9 protein-coding genes are annotated in these 11,969 nt (G+C 70.4%); all 9 read left to right on the top strand.

The window, feature by feature from the left end; all coding sequences use genetic code 11:
• Positions 1-13: 13 nt before the first annotated feature.
• The 9 genes from BLU09_RS15245 (at position 14) to BLU09_RS15205 (ending at position 11,943) form a co-directional block, all read left to right on the top strand.
• Positions 14-817 carry a hypothetical protein gene (locus tag BLU09_RS15245; RefSeq protein WP_011555653.1) on the top strand — a complete coding sequence of 268 codons (804 nt, stop codon included), beginning with the start codon at positions 14-16 and terminating at the stop codon, positions 815-817.
• A gap of 121 nt (positions 818-938) precedes the next feature.
• On the top strand, positions 939-2,594 hold the full coding sequence (locus tag BLU09_RS15240) for a hypothetical protein (RefSeq protein ID WP_090490265.1): 1,656 nt from the start codon (positions 939-941) through the stop codon (positions 2,592-2,594).
• A complete protein-coding gene (locus tag BLU09_RS15235; RefSeq protein WP_090490264.1) occupies positions 2,591-3,292 on the top strand; it encodes an ABC transporter ATP-binding protein in 702 nt (233 codons plus the stop codon). The genes BLU09_RS15240 and BLU09_RS15235 overlap by 4 nt, the downstream gene beginning before the upstream one ends.
• Positions 3,289-4,572 carry an ABC transporter permease gene (locus BLU09_RS15230; protein ID WP_090490263.1) on the top strand — a complete coding sequence of 428 codons (1,284 nt, stop codon included), beginning with the start codon at positions 3,289-3,291 and terminating at the stop codon, positions 4,570-4,572. Before BLU09_RS15235 ends, BLU09_RS15230 begins: the two co-directional genes overlap by 4 nt.
• A complete protein-coding gene (locus BLU09_RS15225; RefSeq protein ID WP_090490262.1) occupies positions 4,569-5,348 on the top strand; it encodes a hypothetical protein in 780 nt (259 codons plus the stop codon). Before BLU09_RS15230 ends, BLU09_RS15225 begins: the two co-directional genes overlap by 4 nt.
• 100 nt (positions 5,349-5,448) lie before the next feature.
• Positions 5,449-7,971 carry a serine/threonine-protein kinase gene (locus BLU09_RS15220; RefSeq protein ID WP_090490261.1) on the top strand — a complete coding sequence of 841 codons (2,523 nt, stop codon included), beginning with the start codon at positions 5,449-5,451 and terminating at the stop codon, positions 7,969-7,971.
• 75 nt (positions 7,972-8,046) lie between these two features.
• Positions 8,047-9,804: an ATP-binding protein gene (locus BLU09_RS15215; RefSeq protein ID WP_090490260.1), complete on the top strand. Its 1,758-nt coding sequence runs from the start codon at positions 8,047-8,049 to the stop codon at positions 9,802-9,804.
• Between the two features lie 60 nt (positions 9,805-9,864).
• Entirely contained in the window at positions 9,865-10,422 is a 558-nt protein-coding gene (locus tag BLU09_RS15210) for a gamma-glutamylcyclotransferase (RefSeq protein ID WP_186817779.1), read from the top strand.
• Positions 10,423-10,491: 69 nt separating this feature from the next.
• Complete coding sequence (locus BLU09_RS15205) at positions 10,492-11,943, top strand: DNA/RNA non-specific endonuclease (RefSeq protein ID WP_090490258.1); 1,452 nt, start codon at positions 10,492-10,494, stop codon at positions 11,941-11,943.
• Positions 11,944-11,969: the final 26 nt, after the last annotated feature.

Raw genomic sequence — 11,969 nt, 5'->3', positions numbered from 1 at the left:
CTGGAGGACGGACGTGGCGAAGTCGCCGAACTACATCAAGGCCGCCTTCATGATGCCCGCCAACCTGGTGGGGCTGGGCACGGCGGCTGCCTCGGCGGCCATGACGGGTGAGCCGCTGCCCATGCTGGTGGCCCTGGGCCTGGAAGGCCTCTACCTGGGCGTCATGTCGTCCATGAAGCGCTTCCAGCGTGCGGTGCGGGCGAACACGCTCGACGACCCGGAAGCGGCGCGCAAGGCGCTGGACGCGCTCCAGGCGGACCTGGCGCCCTCTCAGCGCGAGCACTACCAGCAGCTCGTCGGGCTGAAGGAGAAGATCCTCGCCAACTACCGGAAGCTGCCGGGCGGCAAGGTGCTGGAGGCGGACAGCGAGCCCCGGTTGGATGCGCTGCTGACGTCCTTCCTGCGGCTCATCTCCACGCTGAACCAGTACCGCACGTACCTGAACAGCTCCGACCGCGAGCACCTGCAGCGCGAGGTGGCGGAGCTGGAGGTGGACGTGGCGGGGGAGACGAACCCGCGGCTGAAGGACGTGAAGCAGAACCGCGTGGACATCCTCCGCAAGCGGCTGGCGCGCTTCGAACAGGCCGGTGAGAGCCGCGAGGTGGTGAGCCACCAGCTGGCGGGCATCGAGGACCTGATGCGGCTGACGCACGAGCAATCCGTGGCCATCCGCGACCCGGAGGTCGTCAACCGCCAGCTCACCATGCTGAGCGCGGAGGCGGAGGCCACCGAGGAATCCGTGCGGCAGATGGAGCAGTTCCTTGAGTTCTCCGAGGAGACGCGGGGCCCGCTGCCCCACGGCAGCCGGGTGCGTTGAAGCTCCACGGCCGGGGGCCGTCTCCTGGCCGTCGCCTGCCCATCCTCCGGGCTCCTGGACTGGCACTGGGGGCCCCCACGAATCGGTTGACTCTCCGCCCCAGGCAGCCTGAGGTGCCCGCATGCTCCGCCGAGTCTGGCTTCCGTCCCTCCTCCTCGTGCTCGCCGTCGCGGGCTGCTCCCGTTGTGGCAAGGACGTGGACCCCGCCGCCCCGGCTCCGACGGCAGGGGTGGCCCGCTACCTGCCGCGCGACGCGCAGGCCGCCGTGGTCATCAATGACCTGGGAGCGCTGGGAGAGAAGCTCGCCCGCTTCCAGAAGCTGAAGGCCGCCTCATTCGCCGCGCAGCTCCAGAACTTCTCCACCGCGGAAGGCTACGTCTCCGCGGTGATGCGCCAGATTGGCGTGGACCTGCGCAGCCGGCAGGCGCTCGAAACGGCCGGCATCGCGCCAGAGCTCGGCGCGGGCGCGGCGTTCCTCGGGGGGCACCGAGCCATCTCCGTGGTGGGCGTCAAGGACGCGGGCAAGCTCGAGGAGACGTTCGGCAACTTCGCGCGCAGCCGCCTGGGCGCGTCCGACAAGAAGCAGTCCTCCGTGGACGGTGGGGACCTGGTCACCTTCAGCCGGCCCGGCAGCGCCACGCCCGCGCTGGGCATCTTCTTCGTGAAGGGGACGCGCTTCGCGCTGCTCGGCGCGGGGCCCACCGCCGCCACGTTGGGGACGCTGGCCACGCAGCCGGAGGAGCGCTCGCTCGCGAAGGAGCCGGTGATGGCGGCGTCGCTGCAACGGCTCCCGGCCCAGCGTGACTTCCACGTCTGGCTCCCAGGCGGCGCCGGGCTCGTGCCGCCGGGCACCGTCCAGGGCGTCACGCTCACGGGCCGCATCGAGGACCGCGCGGTAACGCTGAACGCGGACGCGCCCTGGCCGGATACCCAGGCGTCCCTGGCGGCGCTGGACGCGGTGGCGCCCGCCGCGAGCACGCTCCTCACCGCGCTGCCCACCGACAGCTTCCTGGTGGCCCGGTTCCGCGGGGACGCGTCGCACCTCGACGGCGTGTGGCCCTACCTGGCCGGCGGCTACCTGACCCGGGCGGTGCAGAACAGCGGCCTCAACGTGAAGACGGAGCTGCTCGACAACCTCAAGCCGGGCACGGTGCTGGGCCTGTCACTGTCGCCCACCGTGAATCTGGGCGCGGGCATGCCGGTGCTGGATTTGCGCCGCACCAACCCCTTCCGCTTCGTCCACCTGGTGGCGCTCGCGGACGCCGAGGACGCTGCGAAGATGCAGTCCACGCTGGAGCAACTGCCGCGCATCGCGGAGAACTTCGGCGCGAAGGTGGAGGCGTCGGAGCTGAGCGGCCAGCGCGTGTACCTCACGTCCTACCGCGCGGGCGAAGGCGCGCACTTCGCGCTCGCGCCCAACGGCCGGCTGGTGGTGGCCTCGCCCAAGGCGCGGCTGGAGTCCACGCTGGCCTCGCTCGCGAAGCCCTCGGGCGACGGGCCGGTGGCCGCGGACCTGAAGGACGCTGGCAAGGACGCGGCCTTCAGCGCCGTGCTGGATTTGCGGCGCCTGTCGGACGCCGTGAAGAACCTGCCGTCGGAGGCCTGGGGCATTGGCGGCTTCGCCATCAAGGCTACCACCGTGCGCTGGCTGGAGGCCGTGGATGACCTGCGCGCCGTGACGCTGGCCGTGTCCCGCAAGGACAAGGCGCTCCAGGCGGAGCTGTCCCTGCGCCTGGCGCCCTCCGCCGCCACCTCCAGCCCGTCGGCCGCGCCGTGATTCAAGCCCGGGACGTCGTGAAGACGTACGTGGACGGCGACGGCACCCAGGTGCGCGTGCTCGACGGCATGTCGCTGGACGTGGCGCAAGGGGAGTTCGTCGCGGTGGTGGGCTCGTCCGGCAGCGGGAAGTCCACGCTGCTCCACCTGCTGGGCGGCTTGGACGTCGACTACCGCGGCGACATCCGCGTGGGCGGTGTGACGCTGCGAGGACTGGGCGACAAGGCCCTGGCGCACTTCCGCAACACACACGTGGGCTTCGTCTTCCAGTCCTTCCACCTCATCCCCAACCTCTCCGCGGTGGAGAACGTGCTGTTGCCGTCGCACTTCGGCGTGGCGCCCCCGGATGCTCGCAAGCGCGCGGAGGCGCTGCTGGAGCGCGTGGGCCTGGGCGCGAAGAAGGACCGCGCGCCGGTGCGCCTGTCCGGCGGCGAGCGGCAGCGCGTGGCCATTGCCCGCGCCCTGTTCGGCAAGCCCCGCCTGTTGCTGTGCGACGAGCCCACGGGCAACCTGGACGCGGCCACGGGCACGGGTGTCATCGCCTTGTTCCAGGAGCTGCACCGCGAAGGACTCACCGTGCTGTGCGTCACCCATGAAGAACGGATGAGCGCGGCGGCCGGGCGCGTGCTGCGGCTCAAGGACGGGCAGCTCGTGGAGGAGCGCGCGGGGCTTCAGGTGGCCACGGGAGGTGCGCCATGAGGCTGGACGCACTGTCCCGGCTGGTCCGGCTGAGCCTCGCCCGCGAGCGCAAGGGGGCGTTCTTCTCCGCCTTCGGCGTGGCCATGGGCGTGGGCGCGCTGGTGTTCTTCGTGGGCCTGGGCCTGGGCGTTGGCCGCGTCATCAAGGAGAAGGTCTTCCCCACGGACGCGCGGCTGGTGGACGTGGTGCCTCCGGCGGTGTCGCTGGGCTCGCTGCTGGGCGGTGGCCAGCTGGACGCGCCCACGGTGGAGCGCCTGCGCGAGCTGCCCGGCGTGGAGGCCGCCTACCGGAAGATGAACGTGCGCGTGCCCGCGGTGACGCGCTACGACGGCGTCTTCTTCGGCACCCGGCTGCGCATGGGCATGGAGGTGCTGGCCCTGGGCGTGGAGCCGGCGCTGGTGCAGGGCGACGTGCAGCTGGGCGAGTTCAAGGACGCGGGAGAGGGGCAGCCGATTCCGGCGCTCGTGTCCACGCGGCTCCTGGAGCTGTACAACAAGACGTTCGCTCCGGCGCGCAAGCTGCCCCAGCTCTCCGCCAACATGCTGGTGGGCTTCGGCTTCCCGGTGGAGTTCAACCGCTCCTACGTGGCCGCGGCGTCCGCGTCGGGGCCCACGCAGTCCGGGCAGGCGCAGGTGGTGGGGGCGTCGGACCGGGCGCTGCTGGCCGGCATCACCATTCCGCTGGACGCGGCCATCCGCCTCAACCGCGCGTTCGGCGTGGACGCGGAGAACTACTCCGGTGTCACGCTGGTGGCCACGGACCCGTCGCAGGTGCCCGTCATCGTGGACGGGGTGAAGGGCATGGGGCTGGAAATCGACGACCAGGAGCGCCGGATGGCGGAGAACTCGGGCGCGGCGGTGGCGCTCACCACGTCCGCGCTGGCGCTGCTGTCCCTGCTCATCTGCATCCTCGCGGCGGTGAACATCGCCCACGCGCTGTCCGCCTCCGTCCGGGCGCGTGCCAAGGAGATTGGCGTCATGCAGGCGGTGGGGGCCTCTCGCGCGGACATCCGCGCCATCGTCCTGGCGGAGGCCGCCGTGGTGGGGCTCGCGGGCGGCGCCGCGGGAACCATCGCCGCGCTGCTGCTGGCCCTGGGCGTCAACCGCCTGGCGGCGGGGTACCTGCCCAACTTCCCCTTCAAGCCCGACAGTTTCTTCTCCTTCCCCTGGCCGGTGGTGGCCGGAGGTGTCGCCCTGGGGCTCGTCGCCGCGCTCGCGGGCGCGTACTTCCCCAGCCGCCGCGCCGCCGCCACCGACCCCGCACGCACGCTCGCCGGATGACACTTCCTTCTCGCAAGACGCTGCTTGGCAATGCGCTGAGCTTGATGGCCCTCGCCTGGATTTACGGAGGCGACCTCTCCGACGCCGTGCGCGCCCGCACCGCGGACGTGTCCGCCTTCATGACGGTGCCCTCCCTTGAGCGGCCCGCCGTGGTGCTGGCCGTGGCCGCGGTGGCCGCGCTCGCGTTCGTCGTGGGCCTGCTCCAGCGCAAGGAGGAGGGCTTCAAGGGCTACCGGTTGCTGCCCATCGTCCTGGTGGGCGCGCTCTTCGTGGACCTGGTGCTGTCGGAGAGCCGCACGCCGCTGACGTCCACGGACATCGCGTCCATGGCGCTCCAGCGCTTCCACCAATCGGCGCAGGAACGGACCTCCGCGCTGGAGGTACCGGATGACCCGCGCCTCCTCCAATCCCTGCTGGAGGAACTGGGCCGGCCGCCGTACCTCGTGCGGGGGGAGTCACTCCCGGCGTACACCCTCCAGGTCAGAAAGGACTGCGAGGGGCCCGTGCGAGATGCGCCCGGCGTGCGTGCCGGGACGATTCTCTACTGCGTGGCGCCCGAGCGGCAGGGCGCCTGGGTGACGATGGTGGGCCTCCCCGCGGAGGAGCGCTTCGGGCCGCCGGCCGTCGTGTCCGTCGCGGGCGAGCCGCGCTTCCTGCTGGTTCGCCCCATTCCACCCGATGAGGCGGAGCCAGGAGCCGCATTCCGCGACAGCCTTGCTGCCCCACCGTCACCCGCTGGTGACACGGACGCGGGTTCTCCTCGGGCCGGGCCCTGATCCACCGCCTGCCTGCCTGGTCAGTTTGGGCGGGGCTTTCACGAGGTTGACCCCTTGGAGCCCCGGTCGATAGGCTCGCTGAGAACGGACCCTCCCCCACGTGACGACCACTCAACCGAAGCGGCAGCCCATCCCGTTTGGGAAGTACCTCCTTCTGGACCGCATCAACATTGGCGGCATGGCGGAGGTGTGGCGCGGGAAGCAGTTCGGCGCGAGCGGCTTTGAGCGGCTCGTCGCCATCAAGCGCATCCTCCCCAACATCGCGGAGGACGACGAGTTCATCTCGATGTTCATCGACGAGGCGAAGATCAGCGTCCAGCTGACCCACGCCAACGTCGCGTCCATCTACGAGCTGGGCAACATCCTCGGCAGCTACTTCATCTCGATGGAGTACATCCCCGGCAAGGACATGCGGGCCATCTTCGACCGGTGCCGGAAGAAGGGGGAGCCCGCTCCGGTGCCGCTGGTGGCCTTCTGCGTGTCCAAGATGTGCGAGGGCCTGGACTACGCCCACCGGAAGAAGGACGGGATGGGGCGGGACATGAACATCGTCCACCGCGACATCTCGCCGCAGAACGTCCTCATCTCCTATGAGGGCGAGGTCAAGGTCATCGACTTCGGCATCGCGAAGGCGGCCGGCAAGGCGACCAAGACGCAGGCCGGCATCCTCAAGGGCAAGTTCGGCTACATGAGCCCGGAGCAGATCCGCGGCCTTCCGTTGGACCGGCGCTCGGACGTGTTCGCCATTGGCGTGTGCCTCTACGAGATGCTGACCGGTGAGCGCCTCTTCGTGGGCGACAGCGACTTCAGCGTGCTGGAGAAGGTGCGCAAGGCGGAGGTGCCGTCGCCCAGCACGTACAACCGGCGCATCCCGGAGACGCTGGAGCGAATCGTCCTCAAGGCGTTGGCCAAGGACGTGGACGAGCGCTACCAGTACGCCAGCGAGCTGGGCGACGACCTGCAGCGCTTCCTCATCACCAGCGACACCATCTTCAGCCGCAAGGACCTGGCGCAGTACATGAAGTCCACGTTCGCGGAGGACGTGGAGCGGGAGAAGCAGCGCCTGCTGGACTACGCGGACATCAAGCCGCCTGAAGGCATGCAGGCCGCGCTGGAAGCTGCGTCCTTCAACAGCCCCATCATGCCCTCCGCGCCGCCGCCGGCGCCCGTGCCGGTGGTGCAGCCGGTGGCGCCGCAGCCCCGGATGACGGGCTCCATGCCGACGGTGCCTCCAGGTGGCGTGCGCCGCTCGCCCACGCTGGCCGCGCTGCCGAAGCTGACGGCCGCCACCGCCGCGCCTCCTCCCGACGAGGACGAGGGTGGGGCGACGCAGCTCGTCTCCAGCGACCACGAGTTCGCGGACACGCCAGAGCCCACCACGCAGCCGGGGGCCGCCGTCGGGCGTGCCATCACCCCGCTGGAGTTGCCGTCGACGCCGGGTCACGACGCGGACGACGAGCCCGTCAGCGGCAGGACGGCGGTCATTTCGCCGCCCGCGCCCCTGTCGCCTCCCGTCGGCCCGCCACGGCTGTCACACGCGAACATCCCCGTGGTGCGGCCGTCCATGTCCGTGCCCACGCTGTCGCCCTCGGACGCGCCGCCGCCCGCCTCGGGGTCCACGCCCCGGACGAGCCGGAGTGGGGGCCTGCCGCGGATGACGCGGGATGTGCAGGTGCCGGACGCCTCGCAGGCCGCGGCCCGCCCGGTGTCGCCACCGGCCCCCGTGGCTCAGCCCGCGCCGGTGGCCCCCGCGTATGACGATGAAGACGACGGGGACGCCCCGGAGCGGACCACCGGCGCGACGCCGACCGTGGGCGGCCGAGCGCCCATTCCCAGGAAGGTGCTCTTCGGCGGCATCGGCGGGGTCGCCGTGCTCGTGCTGGCGCTGATCGGCTGGGCGGTGTCGGGGCCCGGTGTGGGCTACGTGCTGGTGGACCTGCAGGGCGTGCCCTCGGAGGTCCGCAACCGCGTGCAGGTGCGCCTGGACACGCAGCTGGTGCCCCTGGAGGGTGGCAGCGCGACGCTCCTGCGCGAGGTGCCCGCCGGCAAGGTCATGGTGGTGGTGAGCGCGGAGGGCTACAACACCTTCACGAAGACGGTGGAGGTCGCCGAGGGGAAGGACGTCACGCCCGTGCAGGCGGTGCTGGAGAGCCTGGTGCGCACCTCGGCGTTGGTGCTCACGACGGAGCCCGCCACGGCCGAGGTGAAGGTGGATGGCCGGGTGGTGCGCGAGCAGGGCAAGTCGGCGGCCTACATCAAGGACGTGCCCATCAGCGGGTCGGAGTGGGTGGTGGAGGTGAGTGCGCCTGGCCACAAGCCCGCGTCCAAGCGGGTGCCGGTGTCCGGCGGTGGACCGGTGGAGGTGTCGCTCAAGCTGGAGCCATTGGTGACGCGGGTGTCGGTGAAGGTGGAGTCCAAGCCGGCCGGTGCCACCATCTTCGTGGACGGCAAGGACATGGGCGCCACCACGCCCGCCGTCGTGCAGGTGCCACCCAGCGCGCGGCAGCTCACCCTGAAGCTGAAGTGCCACAACGAGGCCGAGGTCGACGTCCCGGACGCAGCGCCAGGCAATGAGCCGGCCACCGCGAGCGTTTCCCTCAAGCGGCAGCCGCGCTGCCGTTAGCCGAAGGCCCGCTTCCCGCGAAGGGGGCGGGCGCGCCAGCTCCCCTGTGGGTGGAGCGAGAGGAGGCGGGAGTTCGTGAGCAAGGTGCGCAAGGTGAACAAGGCGGATCCCCTGGCGGATCTTCCTCGCTGGGCCCAGCAGCTGGCCCGGAAGTACTACACGAAGACGGTCAGCGCCTTCCTGCTGTACGGGGCCGTGCGGGACTTGCAGCCCCTGCAGTTGGAGGATGGCGGCCGCGGCTTCGGCACGCTGAAGACGTTCCTCTCCGAGGAGCTCTTCGGCGGCCGGGACCACGTCATCTTCTATGACCGGTCGTCCGGCATCCGCTCCGCGACGCCGGAGACGCAGAAGGACCTGCAGCGGGCCATGGCGGGCTACGACGCCATGTACGGCACCGACTACGCCAAGGTCATGCCGAGAGACCCGGGCCGCGCGCTCCAGATTCTGGAGAACTTCATGCGCATGCGCCTGAGCGAGGGCCGCTCGCTGGCGCTCATCGTCGACTTCGCGGAGACGCTCGTTCCCGGCGGGGAGATGAGCCACCTCTCCAGCGAGGACCGCTTCGTGGTGGCCACGTTGGACAAGTGGGCGCACGACCCGCAGTTCCTCGCGTCCGACGTGTCCGTGGTGCTGCTGGCGGAGAACCTGGCGGACGTGTCGCCGCGCATCAGCCGCAACCCGTACGTGGCGCCCATCGAGCTGCCCCTTCCCACCGAGGAGGAGCGGCTGGAGTACGTGCGCTACAAGCTGGAGGGCAAGCGGCTCCAGTCCGTGTCGGACGTGCCGCTGGCGGGCCTGGCGAAGATGACGGCGGGTTTGTCCCGCATCAACCTGGACCGCGTGCTCACCGAGGCCATCGAGCGCGAGGTGCGCATCACCTCCGAGCTGCTCAAGGAGAAGAAGCGCGAAATCATCCAGGCGGAGTGTCACGGCCTGCTGGAGTTCATCGAGCCGGTGCACACGCTGGACGCCGTGGCGGGACACGCCAAGGCCAAGCAGATGCTGCGGCAGGCAGCCGGGGCCCTGAAGAAGGGGCGCCTGGAGGTCATGCCCATGGGCTACCTGCTGTCGGGTCCCGTGGGCACGGGCAAGACGTTCATGGTGAGCTGCTTCGCCGGGGAGATTGGAATCCCCGTGGTGAAGTTCCTCAACTTCCGCAGCCAGTGGCAGGGCGTCACCGAGGCGAACCTCGAGAAGATCTTCAACCTGCTCAAGGCCCTGTGGCCGGTGGCGGTGATGATTGACGAGGCGGATACGTTCCTCGGCAACCGTGACTCCGGCGGAGACTCCGGGACGAGCAGCCGCGTGTTCGGCTCCATCGCCTCGTTCATGGGCAACACGTTCTACCGCGGGAAGATTGTCTGGTTCCTGATGACGGCGCGGCCGGACCTGCTGCCCATCGACCTCAAGCGGCAGGGGCGCGCGGAGGAGCACCTGGCGCTCTTCTATCCGCAGACGGACGCGGAGCGGGACGAGCTGTTCCAGGTCATGTCCAAGAAGACGGGCGTGTCCGTGGAAGGCATCGAATCCTTCTCCACGCTGATTCCGGAGGGCGTGCGCGCCTTCAGCGGCGCGGACATCGAAGCCGTCATGGTGCGCTCGAAGTTCCGCGCGCTGGCGGAGGGCCGCGAGGCGGTGACGAAGGACGACCTGGCCGCGGTGCTCGCGGACTTCGTGCCCCCCAGCTACCCGCTGGAAATCGAGCTGCAGAACCTGGTGGCGGTGCAGGAGTGCACCAGCCGCGAGCTGCTGCCCGAGGGCTTCCGCCAACTGGACCGGGACTACATCACCCGGCGCGTGCGCGAGCTGAAGGCGCTGCTGGAGTCGCAGTAGCCGGTGCCGCCTCACGCCCAGGCGCTTGTCCTGGGCGCACGGCCCGCTGAGACTGGGGACATGGCTGCTGGCCCCACTGCTCCGCGTTCCTGGTTCGCGTACTCCCTCGACCTGGCCCCGGTGATTGCGCGCGAGCGCCTCCCGGGGCTCCCGCCCATTCCCGACGTGCTGGAGGGCGAGCTGGCGGAGGCGCTCGACGTGGACGTCGTCTACGACGTGGCGTCGGCGGCCTGGGGCGGGAAGGTGGCCCGGCTGGTGGATGCGCCAGGCCACAAGCTCCCCGGCATGCTCCGCCGCGTTCCCGCGGACGCCTGGGACGCGCTGGTCCGCCTGGAGTCCGCGATGGCGGGCGCCACCGAGGTCCGGCAGGTGAAGGTGCGCACCTTCACCGGGGCCGTGCTCAGCGCCCACGTCTTCACGCCCACGGCTCCCGCGACGCCCGCTCAGGGGCTCGTGAGTGAGGCCTTCCTCGTCACCCTGGCGCTGTCGGCGGAGGAGGCCGGGCTGTCCCCGGACCACGTGGAGCGGCTCCAGGCCGAGGCCCGTATCGTCCAGGCCCTCCAGAAGGCGGGCCCGGAGGCCCTGAGCCTATCGAAAGCCCCTGGAAAGAAGGGTTAGGCGGGTATCCAGGTGCAAAACGACCCCCAGGTTCTTTTTCTTCGTAAGAAAACGGAGCCGTGACGCAACTTGGCGCGCCGAACGGCCGACGATGGGAGAAGGGGCTCCACCTCGTGCCTCACCTCGTCGGCCCCGAGGACGTTCAGGATGACGCTGCGACCCACCACGACGCGAGCCGTTCCCCCGCGCCCGACATCGGCCGCTTCGCCCCTCAATGCCGTCACCACGCCGGGAGGAAGCTGGAGACGCTCGACGGCCCGCGAGGTGCCCATCAACGAGCTCCAGGAGAAGTTCGGCTGGAAGGATGACAGCTGGCAGGTGGGGGTGATGCAGGCCGCCGACGCGGCGGGCAGCAAGACGCGCGGAGGCAACGGGCAGGTGTCCGCGGCGGAGCTGGAGAGCTACCTGGCCGCGCCCGAGGACGGGCAGTACCTGACGTCCACCGCGCTTCAGCAGAAGCGCTCCTCGCTGGACGCGAAGCTCGCTCAGGGAAATGGCTCCGCGGTGGGCGTGGACGCCTTCGAGAGCGGCTGGCAGGCCACGGTGGCCCGGCGCGCGGACCTGCTGGGGGGCAATGGAGACGGCCAGCTCAGCGCGGAGGAACTGGACGCGTTCATCCAGGCGTCGAAGGCGGGCAAGCACGCGGACACCCGCTGGGTGCCGGACCAGCAGATGGCCGCGTTCCAGAGCCGCGTGGCCGAAGCGGCCGGAGAGCTGGACCCACTGCGCCCCGCTGGAGCCCTGGGCTCGGAGGGGCTCAGCCTGGTGAAGGAGTATTCGCGCCTGGCGCTGGACCAGGGGGCGAACGTCCCCACCTTCGTGAGCTACATGCTGTCCGCGTCGGACATCCAGGAGACGCCCGCGACGGTGTCCCGGCTGGAGAGCACCTTCGTTCGCGACCCCGAGCTGGGCCGCACCGGCGTCACCGACTCCGACTACACGCGGACGGGCTTCGACCGGGGCCACATGAAGCCGGCGGAGGACTCGCCCACGCAGGAGGCGATGAACGAGAGCCACCTGATGACCAACATCGCCCCCCAGCATGGCAACCACAACCAACAGGTGTGGCGCACGCTGGAGCAGGGCGTCTCCGGTCTCGTGAACTCGCTGGGCGGCAAGGCGTACATCCTCACCGGCAACCTGTACCTGGATGACAAGGGGCAGCCGCTGCCTCCGGAGAAGCGGGAGACGACGGGGGCGGGGGAGCGCCGCATCGCCGTGCCCACGCACAACTTCAAGACGGTCCTCCATGAGCTGCCGAACGGCAGCCTCACGATGTACGCGTACCTCGTGCCCAACATGAAGGACGGGCCGTCGAAGAAGGAGGACATCCTCCCGCTGCTCGATTCGCACCGCGTGCCCGTGGACCGCATCGAGGAGCTGCTGGGGCAGGACCTCTACGCAAACCTGCCCAAGCGGGTGCAGGACAAGCTGGAGACGGGCACGTCGGCCGAAGGCGTCTTCCAGCGCAACAGCCTGTACTTCGCCGCCAGCCTGTTCCGTTTCGCGCCCGGCAACTGACGCGGGGCTTCGCGGTCTGGGCTTCG

The organism is Myxococcus virescens (assembly GCF_900101905.1).
Classification (GTDB): domain Bacteria; phylum Myxococcota; class Myxococcia; order Myxococcales; family Myxococcaceae; genus Myxococcus; species Myxococcus virescens.
Note: the sequence above shows the minus strand (reverse complement) of the source record. Positions and strands in the feature narration are given on the sequence as shown.

What these genes read in the sequence shown, in the direction of transcription:
- BLU09_RS15240 (WP_090490265.1), top strand. Translation starts at nt 939, where the DNA reads ATGCTCCGCCGAGTCTGGCTTCCGTCCCTCCTCCTCGTGCTCGCCGTC.
- BLU09_RS15230 (WP_090490263.1), top strand. Translation starts at nt 3,289, where the DNA reads ATGAGGCTGGACGCACTGTCCCGGCTGGTCCGGCTGAGCCTCGCCCGC.
- BLU09_RS15225 (WP_090490262.1), top strand. Translation starts at nt 4,569, where the DNA reads ATGACACTTCCTTCTCGCAAGACGCTGCTTGGCAATGCGCTGAGCTTG.
- BLU09_RS15210 (WP_186817779.1), top strand. Translation starts at nt 9,865, where the DNA reads ATGGCTGCTGGCCCCACTGCTCCGCGTTCCTGGTTCGCGTACTCCCTC.